This is a genomic window from Pseudomonas sp. TJI-51 (genome assembly GCF_000190455.2).
Classification (GTDB): domain Bacteria; phylum Pseudomonadota; class Gammaproteobacteria; order Pseudomonadales; family Pseudomonadaceae; genus Aquipseudomonas; species Aquipseudomonas juntendi.
In genome coordinates this window covers 21346-42434 of sequence record NZ_AEWE02000127.1, presented here as the reverse complement: position 1 = coordinate 42434, position 21089 = coordinate 21346, and the positions used below count along the sequence as shown (strand labels likewise).

The window sequence follows — 21089 nt, the reverse complement described above, 5'->3', positions numbered from 1 at the left end:
TTTGTCCTTAACGGTTGATCGGGGTCAGGCGCAGCAAGTGTATCCGCCGGCTGTCGGCGTTGAGAATACGGAACTTGTAGGCGCCGATCTCGGTGGTTTCGTTACGCTTGGGCAGGTGGCCAAAGGCACTCATCACCAGGCCGCCGACGGTGTCGAACTCGTCATCGGAGAACTCGCTGTCGAAGAACTCGTTGAAGTTTTCGATCGGGGTCAGCGCCTTGACCAGGAAATCACCGCTGGGCAGCGGCTTGATGTAGCTGTCTTCCTCGACATCGTGCTCGTCCTCGATATCGCCAACGATCTGCTCCAGCACATCCTCGATGGTGACCAGGCCGGCCACGCCGCCATATTCGTCGATGACCACGGCCATGTGGTTGTGGTTGGCACGGAACTCGCGCAACAGCACGTTCAGGCGCTTGGACTCGGGCACGAAGGTGGCCGGGCGCAGCAGGTCCTTGATATTGAAGCTGTCGCCGTTCTCTTTGAGGATGAGCGGCAGCAGGTCCTTGGCGAGCAGGATCCCGAGCACATCGTCGTGGCTTTCGCCGATCACCGGGTAGCGCGAGTGCGCGGCGTCGATCACCGCCGGCAGGAATTCGCGCGGCGACTGGCTGGCCTTGATGCTGATCATCTGCGAGCGCGGGACCATGATGTCGCGCACCTGCAGGTCGGCGACCTGGATGGCGCCTTCGACAATGGTCAGCGCCTCGCTGTCCAGCAGTTTGTTCTGATGGGCTTCGCGCAGCAGCTCAAGCAGCTCCTGGCGGTTTTTCGGCTCATGGGCAAAAGCCTGGGTCAGTTTACCCAGCCAGGACTTCTGCCCGTTGCTCGATCGATCTTCGCTCATGGCGGTTCTCGTGATCCTTCGTGTATCAGTGTGTGAGGGTGTCGGTTTCATCATCGGCATAGGGGTCGGGGTGACCCAGTTCTGCCAGCAATTCTCGTTCCAGGCCTTCCATCTCCTCGGCTTCCTCATCGTCGATGTGGTCGTAGCCAAGCAGGTGCAGGCAGCCGTGGATGACCAGGTGGGCCCAATGCGCGTTCAGCGCCTTGCCTTGTTCGGCCGCTTCGCGCTCCACCACCGCCACGCAGATGACCAGGTCGCCCAGTAGCGGGATATCGAGCAGGTCATCGGGTACATCGGCAGGGAACGACAGCACGTTGGTCGCGTAGTCCTTGTGCCGGTAGGTGTGGTTCAGCTCACGGCCTTCGGCTTCGTCGACCAGGCGAATGGTCATTTCCGAGTCGGCGCTGCGCTGGCGCAAGGCCAGCTCACACCAACGGCGGAAGTCATCGTCGCTCGGGGCAGCGGCATCGGTGGCCCGTTGAATGTCGAGTTCAAGCATCTTTGCCGGGTGCCTCAGGCTTGGCCTGGCGGGCATCGAAGCGGTCATAGGCTTCGACGATACGCTGCACCAGTGGATGACGAACCACGTCTTTGGGCTGGAAGTGGGTGAAACTGATACCCGGCACGTCCCGCAATACTTCGATGACGTGTGCCAGGCCCGACTTGGTGCCACGGGGCAGGTCGACCTGGGTGATGTCGCCGGTGATCACCGCGGTAGAGCCGAAGCCGATGCGGGTCAGGAACATTTTCATCTGCTCGAGCGTGGTGTTCTGGCTTTCGTCGAGGATGATGAAGCTGTTGTTCAGGGTGCGGCCGCGCATGTACGCCAGCGGGGCGATCTCGATGACCTGGCGCTCGATCAGCTTGGCCACGTGCTCGAAGCCGAGCATTTCGTACAAGGCGTCATACAGCGGGCGCAGGTACGGGTCGATCTTCTGCGCCAGGTCGCCAGGCAGGAAGCCAAGCTTTTCGCCTGCCTCGACCGCCGGGCGTACCAGCAGGATACGGCGCACCTGCTCGCGCTCCAGTGCATCCACGGCGCAGGCCACTGCCAGGTACGTCTTGCCGGTACCGGCCGGGCCGATGCCGAAGTTGATGTCGTTGGCGAGGATTTCCTTGACGTAGCGCTGCTGGTTCAGACCGCGCGGGCGAATATTGCCCTTGCGGGTGCGCAGCGACACGCTGACTTCGTTGACGGCCGGGTTGTCGATGTGCTCGACGGCCGACTCCTGCAGGTACAGGTGCACGGTTTCCGGCGACAGGTCAGTGGCCTTGGTCTCACGGTAGAGACGGCGCAGCAGCTGTTCGGCCGCAGAGGTTGTCTTGGGTTCGCCGATCAGTTCGAACTGATTGCCACGGTTGCGTATTTCGATGGCCAGGCGCTGTTCGATCAGGCGCAGGTGCTCGTCGAACTGGCCGCACAAGTTGGCGAAACGGTTGGCCTCGAATGGTTCGAGGATGAAACGATGGGGTTCTATGGGTGCGTTCAAGGTCGTTTTTAGCCGCTCGACGGCAATGGAGTTGAACTCAAGAATAACCCTTGAATGGCAGTGGCGAAAGCACTGAAACGATCAAGGGTATGTTCGCCCTGCACCGGGCGCGTGTACCCATGCTGGCGTACTGGCGGTCAGGGCAACGGCGAGAACGGCGTGCGCCCTTCGGCGTTCTGCAGTTCCAGCAGGTATTTGCGGAAAATCTGGCCGAGCACCTGGGTGGCATGCTCCAGGTCGTCGCGAGGCATTTGCTCGGTGACTTCGTCGGCCATGTCCAGCGCGTCTTCGGCACCGTTGACCGCGGCCATTTTCAGCAGGATGTACGCCTGCACATTGTTGGCCTTGACCCCTTCGCCATGGAAGAACATGGCCCCCAGGCGATACTGGGCATCGGCCTGGCCTTGCAGCGAGGCTTTCTGGAACCAGTCTAGGGCTTTGTCCAGGTTCTTGGGGGTTTGCGTGTAGTAGTACTCGCCCAGTTCGAACTGCGCCTGGGCGTCCCCCGCGCTGGCGGTCTGCTCGCAGGCCTTGAGGGCGTTTGCCAGGTCTTCAGGCTGAACGTTCAAGGTGCAGCGCCCCGTTGCCGGAATGAGCAACGAGTTACCGCCCTCCGCCAGGGCCAGCAGGGGCTGAAGAAGCAACAGGCAGCCCAGGGTCAGGGCGCGGCCGGTGCGGTTCATGGGGATCGACTTACCTCTGCAAAGCTGCGGCCAATGTCTCTGGTGGCACATTATGGGATAAGCAGCGCCAACCTTACAAAGTTTTACTCGAATTTCTGCTTGGTTGGGGAAGTCAGCTGATTGTGCATGAATAATTGTTGCCTGTACCGGCCTCTTTGCGGGTGAGCCCGCGAAGATCCCGGTACAGGCAAAGCATCACTTCAGGGCAGCAAACGCCTTTTCAGCCGCATCCAGGGTGATCTGCAACTCCTTGTCGCCATGGGCGATGGAGGTGAAGCCTGCCTCGAACGCGCTCGGTGCCAGGTACACGCCACCGTCGAGCATCAGGTGGAAGAAGCGCTTGAAGCGCTCGGCATCGCTGGCCATCACGTCATCGAAGGTGACGATATCGTCGGCACCGCTGAAGTACAGGCCGAACATGGCACCGGCCTGGGTGGTGACGAACGGCACCCCGGCGGCATCGGCGCGCTGTTGCAGGCCGTCGAGCATGCGGCTGGTGTAGTCGGTCAGCTCGGCGTGGAAGCCGGGGCGGCTGATCAGCTTCAGGGTGGTCAGGCCGGCGGCCATGGCCAGCGGGTTACCCGACAGGGTGCCGGCCTGGTAGACCGGGCCCAGCGGGGCGATGCAGCCCATGATTTCACGCTTGCCGCCGAAGCAGCCGACCGGCATGCCGCCGCCGACGATCTTGCCGAAGGTGGACAGGTCCGGGGTGATGCCGTAATGGCCCTGGGCGCCACCCAGGGAAACGCGGAAGCCAGTCATCACTTCGTCGAAGATCAGCACCACGCCATGCTTGTCGCACTGCTCGCGCAGCCCTTCGAGGAAGCCCGGGGCCGGTGGCACGCAGTTCATGTTGCCGGCCACTGGCTCGACAATGATGCAGGCCACGGTCTGGCCAACTTCGGCCAGGGTCTTCTCGACGGCAGCGATGTCGTTGAACGGCAGGGTCAGGGTGTGCTTGGCGAAGTCGGCTGGCACGCCCGCCGAGCTGGGGACGCCCTGGGTCAGCAGGCCGGAGCCGGCTTTTACCAGCAGGCTGTCCGAGTGGCCGTGGTAGCAGCCTTCGAACTTGATGATGGCATCGCGGCCGGTGTAGCCACGGGCCAGGCGGATGGCGCTCATGGTGGCTTCGGTGCCCGAGCTGACCATGCGCACCATTTCCATCGACGGCACGATCGAGCAGACCAGGTCGGCCATTTCGGTTTCCATGGCCGTTGGCGCACCGTAGGACAGCCCGTGCTGCAGCTGCCTGCGCACCGACTCCAGCACCTCGGGGTGGCCGTGGCCGAGGATCATCGGGCCCCAGGAGCCGACGTAATCGACATAGCGCTTGTCGTCCTCGTCAACGACGTAGGCGCCCTCGGCATGCTTGAAGAACAGCGGCGTACCGCCAACGCTCTTGAAAGCGCGGACCGGCGAGTTGACGCCGCCGGGGATGTGCTTCTGGGCTTGGGCGAACAGGGCTTCGGAACGGGACATGGGAATCTCTCGAATCAGGATGCGAACAAGGCGTTGAAGGCGCGGGCGCGGCGGGTAACTTCCTGCGCGCTGTCGGCACCGAACAGGCCGTGGATCACCGCCAGCAGGTCGGCGCCATGGGCGACCAGCGGGGCGGCGTTGTCGAGGGTAATGCCGCCGATCACCGCGATCGGCAGCTTTACCTGGGCGCGAGCCTGCTCCAGCAGGTCGGTACTGGCGGCAGGCGCGCCGGGCTTGGTCACGGAGTTGAAGAAGCGGCCGAAGGCCACGTAGCTGGCACCTTCCTCGGCGGCCTGGGCGGCCAGCGCGAGGCTGGCGTGGCAGGTGGAACCGATGATCGCCTGGCGGCCGAGCAGGGCCCGGGCCGGGGTCAGCGGGCCGTCGGTCTGGCCCAGGTGCACGCCGACGCCCAGGCGCGCGGCCAGTTCGGCGTCGTCGTTGATCAGCAGCCGCGTGCCATAGCGCTCGCACAGCTTCATCAGCGCTTCGGCTTCACGCAGCCGGCGTGCTGCGTCGTCGCTTTTGTCGCGGTATTGCAGCAGGCACACGCCGCCTTCCAGCGCCGCTTCGACATAAGACAGGAAACGGCTGGCAAGCAGTTGACTGTCGGTAATGGCATACAGGCCACGTAGCTTCATGGAAAGCCTCGCTTCAAGCGCAGAAGTCCAGGGGCAGGCGGCGCGGCACGTACTGGCCTTTGCCCAGCTGCTCGGCGTCACGCAGGGTGCGCCAGGTGTAGTCGAGGGCGCTGCGTACGGCACTTTCCAGCTGCTCGCCCAGGGCCAGGCGGCCGGCCAGGGCGCTGGCCAGGGTGCAGCCCGAGCCATGGTAGCTGCCTGGCAGGCGCTGGCAGGTCCAGGTGTATTGCTGGCCGTTCTGGGTGTACAGGCGGTTGTGGATTTCGTCTTCGTCGCCGTGCCCGCCGGTAATCAGCAGGTGCTTGCAGAACGGCAAGAGCTTCTCGGCACACGCGTCGGCGCTGCCCTCGGGCAGTTCGGCGAGAATGCGTGCTTCAGGCAGGTTCGGCGTGGCGATGGTCGCCAGCGGCAGCAGGCGTTCGCGCAGGGCATAGCCTACTTCATCCTTGCCCAGGCGGCCGCCGCCGCCGGCGCGCAGCACCGGGTCGCAGACCAGCGGCAGGTGCGGGTGGGCGGCCAGCAGCTCGGCCACGGTGTCGACCATGTCGATCGAGCCAAGCATGCCCAGCTTGACCGCGGCAACCGTGGAGTCGGCCAGTACGGCGTTAGCCTGGGCCAGCACCCACTCGCGGTCGAGTACCCGGAAGTCGGAAACATTGACGGTATCCTGCACGGTCAGGGCAGTCACGGCGGGTGCAGCGTGACAGCCTTGGGCGAGCAGGGCTTCGATATCTGCCTGCAGGCCGGCGCCGCCACTTGGGTCGTGGCCGGAGAGACAGAGGACAACGGGGCGGGAGCTGTAGGTATTCATGGTCGGCGAGCTTACCACCAAACCTGTTTGGGAGAATCGTCCGACAAACCGGATTTACTGATCGAATGGTCAGCTTATGGTTGTCATCTTCCCTCAAACTATTGATTTAGAAGCCTTTGTTCGCGTTTTGGCATGGCCGATTGCCAGCGGTTACAGCTATGCTAGAGTGCTTGGATAACTCGACAAACGGACTCTGCTGGATCACGTCGTCTCAAACGGATGGGAGGCAACCGCGACGCGACTGCACAGACCAGGCTGGGGCTGTATGCGCTATTTGCTGATTGTGCTTCTGGGGATGCTGCCCGTGCTGGCCGGCGCAGTCGATTTCGACGAGGCTACCCGGCACCTGCCGCTGGGCAAGGTCATGCAGGTTTATGAGGACCCGGATGGCAGTAGCAGCATCGCCCAAGTCAGCGCCCCGGACTTCGCCAGATACTTCCGCCCCCACCCAGATGAGGTGCTGAACGCCGGTTATTCCACTTCGGTGTTCTGGCTCAAGGTCGAGTTGCGCCCGGTTGCGGCGCCCGGTGCTGCGCCCCGGCAGTGGCTGCTGGAACTGGCCTACCCGCCCCTGGATCATCTGGAGCTGTACCTGGCCGATGGCAATGGCGGCTACCGCCTGGCCCAGCGCACCGGCGATGCCTTGCCCTACGACAGCCGGCAGGTGCGCCAGAGCAATTATCTGTTCGAGCTGCCGCTGCCGCCTGGCCAGGTGACTACCGCTTACCTGCGGCTGCATAGCCAGGGCTCGGTGCAGGCGCCGCTGGCGCTATGGGCCCCCGAGGCCTACATCGAGGCGCAACCGACCCGCCTGTATGTGCTGGGCATGATTTATGGCGTGCTGCTGGTGATGCTGGTGTACAACCTGTTCATCTACCTCAGCGTGCGCGACGTCAGCTACCTCTACTACATCCTCTATATCGCCTCGTTCGGCCTTTACCAGGTGTCGGTGAATGGCGCCGGTGTAGCCTACTTCTGGCCGGACAGCCCATGGTGGGCGAATGCCGCGACACCGCTGAGCATCGGTGCTGCCGCGCTGTTCGCCTGCCAGTTCGCCCGCCACTTCCTGCAGCTTGGCAGTATCAGCCGGGGCTTCGATCGGCTATTGCAGCTGTTGATGCTGGGGGGCGTGGCGGTCATGGTGCTGGCCGTGAGCACGGCCTATGGGGTGGCGCTGCGCATGGCCACCCTGCTGGCGCTGCTGTTCACCGTCAGTGTGTTCAGCGCCGGGCTGTATGCCTGGTGGCGCGGGTTGCGCCTGGCGCGTTGGTTCATCATTGCCTGGACGGCGTTCCTGCTCGGTGGCCTGGTCAACACCCTGATGGTGCTGGGCTACCTGCCGAACGTGTTCATCACCATGTATGCCAGCCAGCTGGGTTCGGCACTGGAGGTGGCACTGTTGTCGCTGGCGCTGGCCGACCGCATCAACATCCTGCGCGAGCAGCAGGCGCAGGCCTTGCGTGAAACCGGTCGTACGCTGGAACAATTGAACCTGCAGTTGGCCAGGAGCAACCGGTTGAAAGACGAATTTCTGGCCAGTGTGACCCATGAACTGCGCACGCCGATGAACGGGGTGATTGGCTCGCTGGAGTTGATGCATACCTTGCCGATGGAAGGCGAGATGGCCCAGTACCACCGTACAGCGGTCGGTTCGGCGCAAGGCATGATGGACATGGTCGATGCCATTCTTACGCTGTCCGAGCTGCAAGCGGGGCGCCTGCGGGCGCAGCCGGCGCCGTTCAGCCTGCGTACTTTGTTGCAGAGCCTGCGCGCCGGTTATGCCGGCCAGGCATTGGCCAAGGGCCTGTACCTGAGCCTGGATATCCCGGCCGATTTGCCGGATGGGTTACTGGGTGACGGGCCCAAGCTGGCGCGTTGCCTGGGGTGCCTGGTGGATAACGGGTTGAAGTTCACCCATCAGGGCGGCGTGGTGATCCAGGTGCGCGGGCGCCGGGTGGGGCCGGATGACATGGCGCTGACCTTCACTGTCAGCGACAGCGGTATCGGCTTCGATGACCTGGACCAGGCGACGTTGTATCAGCGGTTCTTCCAGGTAGATGGCTCGATGACCCGCCGCTATGGCGGGTTGGGGATCGGGCTGTCGATCTGCCGGCAGATGGGCGAGTTGCTGGGTGCGCGGTTGGCGCATGAGTCGACGCGCGGGTTGGGGAGCCGGTTTGAGTTGAGTTTGAATATGGCGGTTTCGCAGGGGCAGGTGCCGGTGGGTATCTTGCAGAAGCGTCGTTCGGTTTGAGGGGGGGGGCGGCGCTCGATCTGGCAGGCGCTGAATGTGTCGAGGCGAACGCTTCGGCGCTCGACCTCACCCGCGCCGCAGATCTTATGGCGAACACCTGCCAGCCCAGATGCAGGCTCAAGACATGCATCTGCAACCCATGCCTCCACCACCACACCTTTAGTCACGAATGCCACTTTGCCAACCCCGCAGGCAGTGCTTCACTGGGTTTTTCAAGCCTACCCGGATCCAGGAGCCCCCGATGAACCTGCACCAGTACGCTGAAACCCACGAAGTTACCAACCAGCCACCGTCCCTAGACGGTGCCAACCTTTACCGCCTCGACCTGCCACTCCAGGAGTGGTCGCGGCGTTTCGGCGCGGGCTGGGCCGAGTCGCGGATCGATGCCTACGGCGCCCTGGCCGGGGGGCCGCTGATGCAGGCTGGCTTTCTGGCCAACGCCCACAAACCCGAATTCAGCAGCCACGACCGCTACGGCCATCGCATCGACCTGGTCGAGTTCCATCCGGCCTATCACGAACTGATGCGCACCGCCGTCGAACATGGCCTGCCGTCGCTGCCATGGGCCGAACCCCGCCCCGGCGCACATGTGGCAAGGGCTTCGATGACCTACCTGCACAGCCAGGCCGAAGCCGGCAGCGGCTGCCCGTTGACCATGACTTTTGCCGCCGTGCCAGCCCTGCGCTTGCAACCCGAGCTGGCCGAGTATTGGCTGCCGAAGATCCTCGCCTGCGAGTATGACCCGCGCAATGTCGGCGACCGGCACAAGGCCGGGGTCATCCTGGGAATGGCGATGACCGAAAAACAGGGCGGCACCGATGTGCGGGCCAACACCACCCGGGCCTACTCGGTCGGGGCGCCGGGCCCGGGTCAGGCCTACGAGCTGGTCGGCCACAAGTGGTTCTGTTCGGCGCCGATGTGCGATGCCTTCCTTACCCTGGCACAAACCGAAAAGGGGCTGAGTTGTTTCCTGCTGCCGCGCCACCGCCCGGATGACAGCCGCAACCAGTTCTATATCCAGCGCCTGAAGAACAAGCTCGGCAACAGCTCGAACGCCTCCAGCGAGGTGGAGTTTCGCGGGGCGTTGGCGTGGATGATCGGCGAAGAAGGGCGCGGTGTGCCGACCATTATCGAAATGGTCGCCATGACCCGCTTCGATTGCATGGTCGGCTCCAGTGCGCTGATGCGCCAGGCGCTGACCCAGGCTACCCACCACTGCGCGTACCGCAAGGTCGGTGGGCGCGTGTTGAATGAGCAGCCGCTGATGCAGAACGTGCTTGCCGACCTTGCCTTGGAGAGCGAGGCTGCGCTCGCCCTCAGCCTGCGCATGGGGCAGGCGCTGGAGCAGCTCGAAGACCCGCAGCAGGCGCACTTCGCCCGCCTGGTGACGGCAGTGGGCAAGTACTGGATCTGCAAGCGTGCGCCGGCCATGATCAACGAAGCCGCCGAATGCCTGGGCGGTGCCGGTTATGTGGAAGACAGCATCCTGCCCCGGCTGTACCGCGAAGCACCGGTGAACTCGACGTGGGAAGGCTCGGGCAATGTGCAGTGCCTGGATGTGCTGCGGGCCCTTTCCAAGGAACCGGGGGTGCTCGATGCCTTGTTCGCCGAGCTGGGCGATGGGCATGGCGACCCACGTTTGGCGGCGCATATCGGCAACCTCAAGGGGGCGTTTGCCGATACTGGCGACATGCAGTACCGCGCGCGGCAGTTGACCGAGGATATTGCCTTGGCGTTGCAGGCCAAGCTGTTGCTGGAGGCGGGCAATGCGTTGGTGAGTGATGCGTTCATTGGCAGCCGGTTGGCGGGTGGCGGCCGGGTGTATGGGGCGTTGCCGCGCGGTGTGGATGTGCAGGCATTGGTGGCGCGGGCGACGCCAGCCTGGGCGAATTGATTCGGCTTGTTCGCGGGCATGCCCGCCCCCAAGATCTTCATGGATGTCCCGGGCGGTGCCGTACCTGTGGGAGCGGGCGCGCCCGCGAAGAATCCAGCACCGATCAATGGGGATGTATTTAGCCAAGAAGGCAGGCAAGATGGTTCACATGCATGTCCAGACAGGAAGCACAGTGTGAGCCACGCTTTTGTAGTCGTTGATACCCCCGAACAGGCCGTCGATCGTCTGGCGGCCCTGCATGAACAAGCCACCGGTGCCCTAAGCCTTGCGCTCAAGCGTTATCTGAAAGACCGCACCGAACCCGACGCCGAGCAGCGCGATCTGTTCCGCTACCCGGCCCTGCGCCTGACCTACTACAGCCATGGCGAAGTCGCCGCTACCACGCGCGCCTATGCCAAAGTGCAGGTGGCCGGCACCTACAGCGTCACTGTCACCCAGCCCGCGGCGTTCCGTGGTTATCTGCTGGAGCAGCTGCGCCCGCTGATGCACGACTACACCGTTACCGTAGAAGTGGGCGTCAGCGAACAGAATATCCCTTACCCCTATGTGGTCGACCAGGGTGACGAACTGGCCGGCAGCGGCATCACCGCCGCGCAGTTGGCGCGGGTGTTCCCCAGCACCGACCTGTCGGCCGCCACCGACAATATCGCCGACGGCCTGTACGACTGGGATCATGCCGACGTGTTGCCGCTGGCACTGTTCGATGCCGCACGCGTCGACTTCTCGCTGCGCCGCCTGGTGCATTACACCGGCAGCGACTGGCGCCACATGCAGCCGTGGATCCTGCTGACCAACTACCACCGCTATGTCGACCAGTTCATCAGCCATGGCTTGGAGCAGTTGCGTGACGACCCGCGTTTCGTGCGCATGGTGCTGCCGGGCAACGTGGCCATCGAAAAGGGCATGGACCATGGCGAAGCCCAGGCGCTGGTTGCCAGCGTGGTCTGGCACCGTTACCAGATGCCGGCCTACCACCTGATCGCCGCCGACGGTGACGGCATCACCCTGGTCAACATCGGCGTCGGCCCGTCGAATGCGAAGAACATCACCGACCATCTGGCGGTGCTGCGCCCGCATTGCTGGTTGATGATTGGCCACTGCGGCGGCTTGCGCCAGTCGCAGACCATTGGCGACTATGTTCTGGCACACGCCTACATGCGCCGCGACGGCATTCTCGACCGCGTGGTGCCGCCGAACATTCCGATCCCGGCGCTGGCCGAAGTGCAGTTGGCGCTGCAGGAAGCGGCTGCGCAAGTGACCGGAGAGCGTGGCGAACAGTTGAAGAAGCGCCTGCGCACCGGCACCGTGCTGACCTACGATGACCGTAACTGGGAGCTGCGCTGGGCCCAGGAGCGGCCGCTGATCAACCTCTCACGTGCCGTGGCGGTGGACATGGAAAGCGGCACCATTGCCGCCCAGGGCTACCGCTTGCGGGTACCGTACGGCACCTTGCTGTGCGTGTCCGACAAGCCACTGCACAGCGAGATCAAGCTGCCAGGTTCGGCCAACGCCTTCTATAACCGGGCGGTCAGCCAGCACCTGAAGATCGGCATTGCTGCCCTCGACCTGCTGCGCACCGAGCTCAACTCGTTGCACTCGCGTAAACTGCGCAGCTTCGATGAGCCGCCGTTCCGCTGAGGATCCATGTCACTGCCACCCCGTAACAAGCCGCGCCGCCCCCAGGCGCGGCCTGCCGCCGGCCCGCGTCGCCAGGCCAAAGCGCCGCCGGCCGAGCCCCGCCTGATCCTGTTCAACAAACCGTTCGACGTGCTGACCCAGTTCAGTGACGGCGAAGGGCGGGCGACGCTCAAGGACTTCATCGATATCCCGGGCGTATACCCGGCCGGGCGGCTGGACCGTGACAGTGAAGGCTTGCTATTGCTGACCAACGATGGCGGGCTACAAGCGCGGATTGCCGACCCTAAGCACAAGCTGGCCAAGACCTACTGGGTGCAGGTGGAAGGTGAGCCGAGCGACGAGCAGTTGCAGCGTTTGCGTGACGGCGTGGAGCTGAACGATGGGCCGACCTTGCCGGCCGAGGCGCGGCGCCTGGCCGAGCCCGCGTTGTGGCCGCGCAACCCGCCGGTGCGTTTTCGCAAGAGCGTGCCGACCAGCTGGCTGGAGCTGGTGATTCGTGAAGGGCGTAACCGCCAGGTGCGGCGCATGACGGCAGCGGTGGGGTTGCCGACCTTGCGCCTGGTGCGGGTACGCATTGGTGACTGGGCGCTCGACGGGTTGGAGCAGGGGTGCTGGCGCGAGGTTCCGGCAAAATTGCAGCGCTAGTGGAGGCCGCTTTGCGGCCCATCGCGACACAAGGCCGCTCCTACAGAACCGCGCAAACCCATGCCTTGGGTCGCGACCTCTGCATTCCCAAGGCCTAAACCCCTTCAAGAAACCCCACCACCACGCTCTTGATGATAAAGGCCAGCACCCCCAGCCCCAGCACGAAGAACAGGATCAGCGTACCGAACTTGCCCGCCTTGGACTTTTTCGCCAGGTCCCAGACGATGAAACCCATGAAACCGATCAGCACGGTGACCAGGATGATCATCATCCACTCTTCGAATACGGCGGGATCCATCGGTGTTCTCCAGGCAGTTTGAGCGCTCGAGTATACGCCCGCAGGCGCGGGCAATTACCGAAGGTGGGTCAATGGCAGCTCGGTGCTGGCCAGCACCTGGTTCAGCACGAAACTCGAACGCACGCTGGTGACGCCTTCGATGCGGGTCAGGCTGCCGAGCAGCAGTTTCTGGTAGTGGTCCATGTCGGGCACCACCACCTTCAACTGGTAGTCGGCATCCATACCGGTGACCAGGCTGCATTCCAGTACCTGTGGCAGGTTGCGGATAGCGGCCTCGAAGGTCTCGAAGCGCTCCGGCGTGTGCCGGTCCATGCCGATCAGCACGTAGGCGGTCAGGCTCAGGCCCAGCTTTTTGCGATCGAGCAGGGCGACCTGGCGGGAGATGTAGCCGTCGTCCTCCAGCTGCTTGACCCGACGCGAGCATGGCGAAGGCGACAAGCCGATGCGCTCGGCCAGTTCCTGGTTGGAAATGCGCGCATCGCGCTGCAATTCGGCGAGGATGCTCAGGTCATAGCGGTCGAGTTTGCTCATGGCATTTGCCTTTTCTGTTCGGATTGCGGCGAATTATCATTCCAGGGTGAAAAATTGCGCAAGTAATATTTATATGAGCAATCTTCGCAATCCGCTGCCGCCAGCTGTCCGGTATCTTTATCAACAGAATCACTGCCCGGACATCAGTCCACGGCGACGCGCCCTAGGCGGGCGGTCGCGGCCAGCCATCCAACCGGATCCGCAGGCCCCCGGGCTACACAGCTTCCAGAAGACGCTGTGAGGTGAGCCGGTGCCACAAGTGCCGAGCACGGACGACAATTCCTGAAGGGAGGCCCTGCGGCCTCCCTTTTTTCATGTCGGTAATTTTAATTGGCCGGCCTGAAGAGCACGGTAGACTGGCTGCCTGCTGCAGTTTACCTACCGAGAGGAATACCATGACGTCGCGCATCTGGCAGTTGGCAGGTGTTGGTTTGCTGGGGTTGGGCATCAGCCTTGGGGCGCTGGCCGAAGGGCCCGGCGACCCTGGGCCCGGTCGGCCGCTGAACGCCCGCGACGAAGTACGCCAGACCCAGCCGCCCCGTCAGGGCTACTACCAGGATATTCCCCGCCGCCATGGCGATGAGCATTGCTGGCAAGCCGGGGGGCCGGGGCCAAGGCCCGGTGGCGACTGGCAGGGGCGCCCGGACGGCCATGGCAATGGCTGGGGGCCGGGGCCGCAGTACCGCCCTGGGCACACGGTCGATCGTTTCCCTGACCGCTACTGGAAAGTGCCCTATCGCGGCCGTGACTACTTCTACTCCGGCGGTTACTGGTACCGCCCGCATGGCGGCAATTACATCGTGGTAACCCCGCCTTACGGGGTGCGGGTCAATTACCTGCCGCCGTATGCACGGGAAGTGTGGGTGGGTGGGGCGTTGTTCTTCCTGGTTGCCGATACCTACTACCAGTACCTGGAAGACAGCCAGGAATATGTGGTGGTCAACCCGCCGCCACCCGCGCCGCCACCCGCGCCGCCACCGCCGGTTGCGGGCGGCTATGACGTGATGGCGTACCCGATGTATGGCCAAGGCCCGGAGCAGCAGGAGCAGGACCGTTACCAGTGCCACCGCTGGGCGGTCAGCCAGTCAGGCTTCGACCCCGCCACCGCGACTTACGCGCCGCCGCCGAATGTGCTCAGCAATTACCAACGCGCACTGGGGGCCTGCTTCAGCGGCCGAGGGTACAGCGTCAACTGACCCACGCGCAGGTTCAGACCGGGTCGGCATGCACCATCACATCCGCTTGCGGATAACGCTGGCGGATCACCCGCGAGGCCTCCACGCACAGCTCATGGGCATCATGCAGCGGCAACTGCCCGGGCAAATCCAGGTGCAGTTGTACGAACCACTGGTTGCCCGACAGCCGCGTACGCAGGTCGTGCACGCCTTTGACCCCGGGAATGGCCAACACCAGCGCGGCCATTTCCTCGCCCACATCGCCGGGCAGCTCCTTGTCCATCAGGATGGCGATACTCTCGCGCGCGATCTGCAGCGCGCTCCACAGGATGTAGAGGGCAATGCCCAGGCCGAACAGCGCATCCAGCTGCGGCCAGCCGAAACGGGCCAGTAACAGCGCCAGCAGGATGCTGCTATTGAGCAGCAGGTCCGAACGGTAGTGCAGCGAGTCGGCGCGGATCGCCGTGGAGCCGGTCAGGCGGATGACCTTGTACTGGAAGGCCAGCAGGGCGACTGTCAGCACCAGTGACAGCAGCATCACTGCGATACCGATGCTGGTATCACCCAAGGGTTGTGGCGTATGCAGGCGCTCGACCGCCTGCACGCCGATCAATACGGCACTGACGCCGATGAACAGCGCCTGCGCCATGCCGGCCAGGGCTTCGGCTTTGCCATGCCCGAAGCGGTGGTCGTCATCAGCCGGGCGCAGGGCGTAGTGCACGGCCAGCAGGTTGAGGAACGAGGCGACGGCGTCCAGTGCCGAGTCGGTGAGCCCGGCCAGCAGGCTGACCGAGCCGCTCAGCCACCAGGCCAGCGCCTTGCTCACTACCAGGATGCCGGCCACCGCCAGCGAGGCGCGGGTGGCCAGGCGCAACAGGCGCTGGTGTTCAGCCGGGGTGGTTATCATCCGTGGTCAGGTCCTTGTGGTTCAGGCTGCTGGCACCAAGCCAAGGCTGGCCAATTGCTCGACACTGCCGCGGTGCTGGATAAGCCGCGGGTCGTCAAGCGGCAGGCGCTGGCCCAGTTCGGTTTCAAGAATGGCCTGCAGCTTCAGGTTGTCGACCTTGCCATCCGGGCTGACCGCCTGTTGCAGTTTTGCCGGGTCGACCTGGGCGGTGTGGCCCCCTGGGTAGTAGATGGCGCCGGTGGCGAAGTCGATGCCGAAGGCGATCAGCCCGGGGATCACGTAGAAGAGGATGCCGATAGCGTCCATGGCGGCAACCACCGGGTCGATCTTGCCACCGATCTGGCCGCGACGGTCCGGGTAGAAAATGGTGCCGCAGGCGGTCAGTTGGGTCAGCAGGGTAACCACGAGTGCGCCACCGATGGCGCGGGTTGGGATGCGCATGACAATCTCCGAAAGGGTATTCAGCAGGGCAAGCGAAGCGCCTGAGCCTGATGCTAAGACCATGATAGGGCAGGCTGGGTTCGCCGTTATACTCGCCAGACTGTTCGAGGACCACCATGATTTCATTACCCATTGATGCGGCCTTGCCCGCTTTGCGCCAAGCCTTGCAAACCCGCGACGAAGCGGTGCTCGAGGCGCCCCCGGGGGCGGGCAAGACCACCCGTGTGCCGCTGGCGTTGTTGCACGAGCCATGGCTGGCCGGGCAGACCATCCTCATGCTGGAACCCCAGCGCCTGGACGCCCGCGCGGCGGCCGAGCGGCTGGCCAGTGAGCTGGGTGAGCAGGTTGGGCAAACCGTGGGCTACCGCATCCGCCTGGACAGCAAGGTAGGCCCCGGCACCCGTATCGAAGTGGTCACCGAAGGTATTCTTACCCGCCGCCTGCAAGCCGACCCGGGACTGGAAGGGGTGGGCTTGCTGATTTTCGACGAATACCACGTTTTGCCACAATCCCCGGAAACGCATATTTCTTGTCAAACCAAGATTTGAGCCTTGCTGCCCTTTCTTTGCTCTGCTCCTCATCGAGCACCTAAGTGGTGTATCAGGTGATGCAGTCAAGCTGAGCCCGACCCTGCAGCTTTTCCATTCCAGACCAACCCTCGGCGAGGGTCTTTAATCCCACCTCCGGTAGGTGCCACGGGAGGTTCTTCATTGCCGCACGAGCGCTGCTCCGCTCCAGCAACCTCTCACGAAGCCAATGCCTAGCCAGCCTTCATCCCATGGAATAGCAATGAGGTGATTCGCCGGACATTGCTGTTGTGTTCCTCGCGATCTGGATCCGTCGCTTTGACTAGCCTCATCAGCTGGACATGGGAATAGTCGTTCAAGAGGAACGCGGCCAACTCGACGTCCAGATCCGCCCTGAGCTTGCCTGCCTCCTGAAGCGCCCTGAGCACATTTGCAATCTCTCCCTGCAGCTTGTGGTTCATTTGATGGTACGAGTCAGGCAGCCCGACTCCACCGCTCAGCACCAGTGGCAGCAGCTCAGCCCAAATGGGGGCAGGTAAGACTTTGAGGCTGTAGCTGATCAGAAGCGATTCCAGGTGGCACAGCAGATCCACCGGGTCTTCGAACTGGTGCATGACCTCCCGCAGGTCGAGCACTGCGCGCTGATCAGCCTCCTGAAGCAACCCCAGCAGGATCTCCTGCTTGCTCGGGTAGTACTTGAAAACGGTAGGTGACGACACCCCGGCGAGCTTCGCTATCTGGTCAATAGACGTCTGCGCATACCCCTGGTCTCTGAACAATTCGATGGCCGCCTCGGAGATGGCCTGGCGGCGCAGCTCCATCTGTCGTTCACGTAATCCACTCACTTGCGCTATCCGGTTGTCCACAGTCGAATGCAGCCTACCAGAAAAGGTGATCCCAATAAAATGTTTTAGTTGACTAAAGTTTTTGTTCGTAATAAATCTTTAGGGCATCTGCACGAACCGCAGAGTCATTTTTCGGGACAGCGTCATGAACGATAACAAGATTGATCATCTGGCCGAGCAGTACCGTAAGGCCAAGCAAGCGGTCATCAGCGGTGGACTTTCAGTCTCTCTGATGCAAGGGTTCCCAGCCACTCCAGATGCCCGGGTGACCTGGGATAACTGGATGCGTCCACCCTACAACCGCTGGGCTTTCAGAAATCTTGCACGCCTGCGCCCAACCATCGATGTCAAAGCTGGGAACGGTGCTCCCAGTGAGTGGAAATGTGCTCCCGGATCACTGGGTCGCTTGGCGTTCGAAAGCGTGATCGGCGAGTCGGTGACGGTTGCTGAGCACCTGCAGGCGAGCAAAACTGACGCCTTCATCGTGGTGCGTAACGGCGAGGTTATGCACGAGGAGTACTTCAATGGTCAGCAGCGCAGCGACCGGCACATCATGTTCTCCGTTACCAAATCGTTGATCGGCATGATCGGTGAAGACTTAGTGTCGTCGGGCATTTTGAACCCGGAGGCTCTGGCCAAGACCTATGTTCCTGAGTTTGGCGACGGTGCCTTCGCAGACGCAACCGTGCAGCAACTGTTCGACATGGCGGTAGGCATCGACTACAGCGAGGTCTATGACGATCCTGCTTCGGAAAGCTCTCAATATGGCTACGCCTGCGGATTTCAGCCGGCGCCGACTGAGTTTTCGCGCTATGAGTCGCTGTACCAGTACATCCCCTCGTTGCGAAAATTGGGTGAGCACGGTGGGTTTTTCCACTACGTGACTGCAACGACTGAGGCGTTAGCGTGGGTGATGGAGCGAGCAAGCGGTCTGTCTTGTTCGGAGCATCTTGAGCGCGTATGGGGCAAGCTCAGCTGCGAGCGCGATGGCTATTTTATGGCTGACCCTTGGGGGCGCAGTGTGGCTGGTGCCGGCTTCAACGCGACCTTGCGTGACATGGCCCGCTTTGGTCAGTTGATTCTCGATGGCGGCAACCGCAATGGTGAACAGCTCATTTCTCAGAGCGCGATCGAGCGAGTGCTTCGTGGCGCTGACCCTGCTATCTACGCTGCGAACGAAGAGTTCTCCGAGTGGACGCCGGGGGCGTCATATCGCAGCCAGTGGTATGTCTTCAACGACCACAGTCAAGCCATCATGGCAGGTGGTATCCATGGGCAGTACCTGTTTGTGGATATTCCCTCCAGGACAGTAATCGTCAAGCAATCCTCCCTACCTGAAGCTGTTACCGACCTAGATGCGGATAGCGTGCGGATGCTACGCGCTATTGCAATGCATTTGAGTGTTTAAAAAATAATTAAAGGATGCAGTCGCATCCTCCTGCTTTAGCAGGTTTCGGCGGCATGATTTGCCGCCCAACTGCCCTGTAATACAAAAACAATGCACAGGAGCATCACATGTACCGCACCCCGCGTAATGCCGGAGTATTGCTAGCGCTCGGCCTCGTTTCAGTGAGTCAGTTCACATGGGCCGGTTACAAGTTTGAAGATGGTGATTTAAGTGGAGAGTTTTCATTCTCTGCGGGTGGCTCTACTATCACCGCTCGGAACATTAACTTCGGGGCCGGGGTCAAGGATCTTCGTAGCGGTAAGGATCGTGGTACAAAAACGACTTGGCAAGAAATTTATGTCAAGCCCAAGGTTGCATTTGATTATAAGTTGAATCCTGATCTGAGCTTATTGGCGGGTGGCTCAGTGGTTGCCGCAAGCACCTTTGGGGATGGTGATGCTGGCGGCAACACGCGCAGCTCCGATGGCAGCGCTTCTGTCGAAGAGGCTTACGCAGGCTTCCGGGCTGGGAATTGGAAATTCACGGCTGGCCGTCAGGACTACATGATTGGTACCGGCTTCATCGTCATGGATGGCAACCTTGATACCTTCGGGGACGGCGCGTACTGGCTTGGCCCGCGCACGGCGTTTCGCGATTCTGCTTTGTTGGCCTGGGATGGTGGAGCTGCTCAGGTACAAGCTTTCAGTTTGGCCACCGATGATCATCTGGGCGATTTCCGGATGAATGGGGTCAACCTGGATTATGATGTGGGCGGTGCAGTCGTTCTTGGGGCAACTGCTATGAAGGTCGATGCGCTTGAGGGCCATACCCCTGCACGAGCTGCCCGTGACGGTATGCAGGTCTATAACGTGCGGGCTCTCAAGGCCGTTTACCCGGCTCTGCCCGCTCTGGAACTCAATGGCGAATACGCAGTCCAGCGAGGGAATGGTGACGGCGTTGACTACGACGCCAACGCTTGGTATGCCGAGGCGGATTACACGTTTGATATGCTTCCCTTCGCGCCTGTGCTTGGATACCGTTACACGCACTTTTCGGGTGACTCCGATCTAACTGATAATCGCCAAAAAGCCTGGGATCCTTTAAGTAAAGGGTTTATCGACTGGGGTACCTGGTTGCTCGGTGACGTCGTCGGAAACTATCTCCTGTTCAACACCAACCAGAATGTTCATCAGTTTTCAATCAAGAACCACCTCACTGAAAACCTGACGTTTGGTGTCATCCACTACCAATTCTCGCTTGACGAAAAGAACTATCAAGGAACCCCGGTTGACAAGCGTAGATTTGCGGATGAGACGGCAGTGTACTTAGATTGGACGCCAACGCCTCGCCTTTATACGTCCCTTTCGTATAACTGGGTAAATGCAAAATCCGCTGCAAAACAAGTTTTCGGGGATGACGAGCGTTTCAGTGCGCTTGAACTCTATTTTACGTATCGCTACTGAGTTCAATCAGGCATTATAAATTGCGAGGTGTCGTTCATGAAGCAGGCTTTTTTGCGCAGCGTGTTTGGCGTCGCTGCACTGGCCGTCAGTTCTCTGGCTTGGGCTCAGCCTACCGTCAGGATCTACAACTGGATTGAGTATCTACCACCGCAGGTTCTGAAGGACTTTGAGCAGGAGACAGGCATACGTCCAATTTACGATGTGTTCGATAGCGTTGAAATCCTTGAGTCAAAGTTGTTGACCGGTAACTCGGGCTATGACGTAGTCTTTCCTGGAAGCTCGAACATTGGAAAGCTCATCCAGGCTAAAGCGCTAGAGCCACTTGATCGTGCGCAGCTACCGAACTGGAGTCATTTGGACGCGTCCGCGATGAAAAACCTCGAAGCAGTGGGGGATACGGGGAACCAATATGCCGTTCCGTACCTGCTTGGAACTACGATCATCGGCTACAACGTGGACATGGTTCAGAAGGCGCTCGGCAAAGACGCAGACATGGGTTCGTGGGACGCCATATTCAAACCTGAAAATATTTCCAAGCTCGCCACGTGCGGTGTTGGTTTCCTGGATGCTGCGACAGAGATCATTCCGATTGCCTTGCATTACCAAGGGCTCGATCCAAACAGTCAAAAGGCCAGTGATTACAAGCAGGCCGAGCAGGCAGTTCTGAAAATTCGCCCATATGTGAGCTATTTCAACTCGTCCAGGTATGGCATGGATCTGGCCAACGGGGATATCTGCGCAGCCGTTGGGTGGTCGGGCGGCTTTACTTTGGCCAAGCAACTTGCCAACGTTGCCGGAAAAGGGGTCAAGATCAAGATGGTTTTCCCCAAGGAGGGCGCACCTACCTGGTCAGATGTCATCGCCATTCCTCTGAACGCACCGAATGCTAAGGAGGCTCATGCTTTCATAAACTACATCCTCCGCCCTGATGTGATTGCCAAAATCAGCAATAAGATCGGTTACCAAAATCCAAACAAGGACGCGACTGCTCTGGTAGATGAATCCTTGCGAAACGATCCTACGATCTACATTCCTGAAGCGGAGCGTTCTAACTTGTACGTTCTTGAACCGATACCGTCATCCATCGAGCGCGTACGGACTCGAACCTGGACGTCGATCAAGAGCAATCGATGATT

The 21089-nt window shown here is 61.6% G+C and carries 20 protein-coding genes and 1 pseudogene; 9 read left to right on the top strand and 12 right to left on the bottom strand.

Annotated elements, in window-relative coordinates:
- Positions 1 to 7: 7 nt before the first annotated feature.
- From G1E_RS23435 to G1E_RS23405, 7 genes are all read right to left on the bottom strand, one after another.
- Positions 8 to 847 (bottom strand): HlyC/CorC family transporter, encoded by an 840-nt coding sequence (locus G1E_RS23435; protein WP_009685396.1) that lies wholly within the window; start codon positions 845 to 847, stop codon positions 8 to 10.
- 25 nt (positions 848 to 872) lie between these two features.
- Complete coding sequence (gene ybeY, locus G1E_RS23430; RefSeq protein ID WP_009685397.1) at positions 873 to 1346, bottom strand: rRNA maturation RNase YbeY; 474 nt, start codon at positions 1344 to 1346, stop codon at positions 873 to 875.
- Positions 1339 to 2337 (bottom strand): PhoH family protein, encoded by a 999-nt coding sequence (locus tag G1E_RS23425; protein ID WP_009685398.1) that lies wholly within the window; start codon positions 2335 to 2337, stop codon positions 1339 to 1341. Before G1E_RS23425 ends, ybeY begins: the two co-directional genes overlap by 8 nt.
- Before the next feature lie 137 nt (positions 2338 to 2474).
- Positions 2475 to 3020: a tetratricopeptide repeat protein gene (locus G1E_RS23420; protein ID WP_009685399.1), complete on the bottom strand. Its 546-nt coding sequence runs from the start codon at positions 3018 to 3020 to the stop codon at positions 2475 to 2477.
- 195 nt (positions 3021 to 3215) lie between these two features.
- Complete coding sequence (hemL, locus tag G1E_RS23415; protein ID WP_009685400.1) at positions 3216 to 4499, bottom strand: glutamate-1-semialdehyde 2,1-aminomutase; 1284 nt, start codon at positions 4497 to 4499, stop codon at positions 3216 to 3218.
- 14 nt (positions 4500 to 4513) lie between these two features.
- Positions 4514 to 5137 carry a thiamine phosphate synthase gene (thiE, locus tag G1E_RS23410; RefSeq protein ID WP_047150150.1) on the bottom strand — a complete coding sequence of 208 codons (624 nt, stop codon included), beginning with the start codon at positions 5135 to 5137 and terminating at the stop codon, positions 4514 to 4516.
- A gap of 13 nt (positions 5138 to 5150) precedes the next feature.
- Positions 5151 to 5948, bottom strand: coding sequence for a hydroxymethylpyrimidine/phosphomethylpyrimidine kinase (locus G1E_RS23405; RefSeq protein WP_029884760.1), 798 nt, complete (start codon positions 5946 to 5948; stop codon positions 5151 to 5153).
- Between the two features lie 265 nt (positions 5949 to 6213).
- Between G1E_RS23405 and G1E_RS23400 the strand changes: the two genes are divergently transcribed.
- The 4 genes from G1E_RS23400 (at position 6214) to G1E_RS23385 (ending at position 12379) form a co-directional block, all read left to right on the top strand.
- Positions 6214 to 8202, top strand: a complete 1989-nt coding sequence (locus G1E_RS23400) for a hybrid sensor histidine kinase/response regulator (RefSeq protein ID WP_047150149.1) — start codon at positions 6214 to 6216, stop codon at positions 8200 to 8202.
- A 241-nt stretch (positions 8203 to 8443) separates the two neighbouring features.
- Positions 8444 to 10096, top strand: coding sequence for an acyl-CoA dehydrogenase family protein (locus tag G1E_RS23395; protein ID WP_009685407.1), 1653 nt, complete (start codon positions 8444 to 8446; stop codon positions 10094 to 10096).
- Positions 10097 to 10270: 174 nt separating this feature from the next.
- Complete coding sequence (gene amn / locus G1E_RS23390; protein ID WP_009685408.1) at positions 10271 to 11734, top strand: AMP nucleosidase; 1464 nt, start codon at positions 10271 to 10273, stop codon at positions 11732 to 11734.
- A 6-nt stretch (positions 11735 to 11740) separates the two neighbouring features.
- A complete protein-coding gene (locus G1E_RS23385; RefSeq protein WP_029887384.1) occupies positions 11741 to 12379 on the top strand; it encodes a pseudouridine synthase in 639 nt (212 codons plus the stop codon).
- Between the two features lie 94 nt (positions 12380 to 12473).
- Here G1E_RS23385 and G1E_RS23380 read toward each other — a convergent pair whose 3' ends face one another.
- A complete protein-coding gene (locus G1E_RS23380) occupies positions 12474 to 12677 on the bottom strand; it encodes a DUF2788 domain-containing protein (protein WP_003249787.1) in 204 nt (67 codons plus the stop codon).
- A 54-nt stretch (positions 12678 to 12731) separates the two neighbouring features.
- On the bottom strand, positions 12732 to 13208 hold the full coding sequence (locus tag G1E_RS23375) for an Lrp/AsnC family transcriptional regulator (RefSeq protein ID WP_003249795.1): 477 nt from the start codon (positions 13206 to 13208) through the stop codon (positions 12732 to 12734).
- A gap of 395 nt (positions 13209 to 13603) precedes the next feature.
- Between G1E_RS23375 and G1E_RS23370 the strand changes: the two genes are divergently transcribed.
- A complete protein-coding gene (locus tag G1E_RS23370; protein ID WP_009685410.1) occupies positions 13604 to 14404 on the top strand; it encodes a DUF6515 family protein in 801 nt (266 codons plus the stop codon).
- Between the two features lie 13 nt (positions 14405 to 14417).
- On the opposite strand, the gene G1E_RS23365 is transcribed toward G1E_RS23370, so the two are convergent.
- Together G1E_RS23365 and G1E_RS23360 are read right to left on the bottom strand one after the other, a co-directional pair.
- Positions 14418 to 15290: a cation diffusion facilitator family transporter gene (locus G1E_RS23365; RefSeq protein WP_009685411.1), complete on the bottom strand. Its 873-nt coding sequence runs from the start codon at positions 15288 to 15290 to the stop codon at positions 14418 to 14420.
- Positions 15291 to 15311: 21 nt separating this feature from the next.
- The gene (locus tag G1E_RS23360; protein WP_009685412.1) at positions 15312 to 15731 is read right to left on the bottom strand and encodes a hypothetical protein; all 420 of its coding nucleotides are present in this window, start codon (positions 15729 to 15731) and stop codon (positions 15312 to 15314) included.
- Between the two features lie 116 nt (positions 15732 to 15847).
- Here G1E_RS23360 and G1E_RS23355 point away from each other — a divergent pair.
- Positions 15848 to 16228, top strand: a pseudogene (locus G1E_RS23355) (DEAD/DEAH box helicase); the annotation flags it as partial.
- 263 nt (positions 16229 to 16491) lie between these two features.
- Here G1E_RS23355 and G1E_RS23350 read toward each other — a convergent pair.
- Positions 16492 to 17103 carry a TetR/AcrR family transcriptional regulator gene (locus G1E_RS23350; protein ID WP_033690910.1) on the bottom strand — a complete coding sequence of 204 codons (612 nt, stop codon included), beginning with the start codon at positions 17101 to 17103 and terminating at the stop codon, positions 16492 to 16494.
- Positions 17104 to 17248: 145 nt separating this feature from the next.
- Here G1E_RS23350 and G1E_RS23345 point away from each other — a divergent pair, with 145 nt between their 5' ends.
- The 3 genes from G1E_RS23345 to G1E_RS23335 all read left to right on the top strand — a co-directional run bounded on the left by G1E_RS23345 (position 17249) and on the right by G1E_RS23335 (position 21087).
- A complete protein-coding gene (locus G1E_RS23345) occupies positions 17249 to 18511 on the top strand; it encodes a serine hydrolase (RefSeq protein ID WP_009685416.1) in 1263 nt (420 codons plus the stop codon).
- Between the two features lie 107 nt (positions 18512 to 18618).
- Complete coding sequence (locus tag G1E_RS23340) at positions 18619 to 19953, top strand: alginate export family protein (RefSeq protein WP_009685417.1); 1335 nt, start codon at positions 18619 to 18621, stop codon at positions 19951 to 19953.
- 36 nt (positions 19954 to 19989) lie between these two features.
- Positions 19990 to 21087: a polyamine ABC transporter substrate-binding protein gene (locus G1E_RS23335; protein ID WP_009685418.1), complete on the top strand. Its 1098-nt coding sequence runs from the start codon at positions 19990 to 19992 to the stop codon at positions 21085 to 21087.
- Positions 21088 to 21089: the final 2 nt, after the last annotated feature.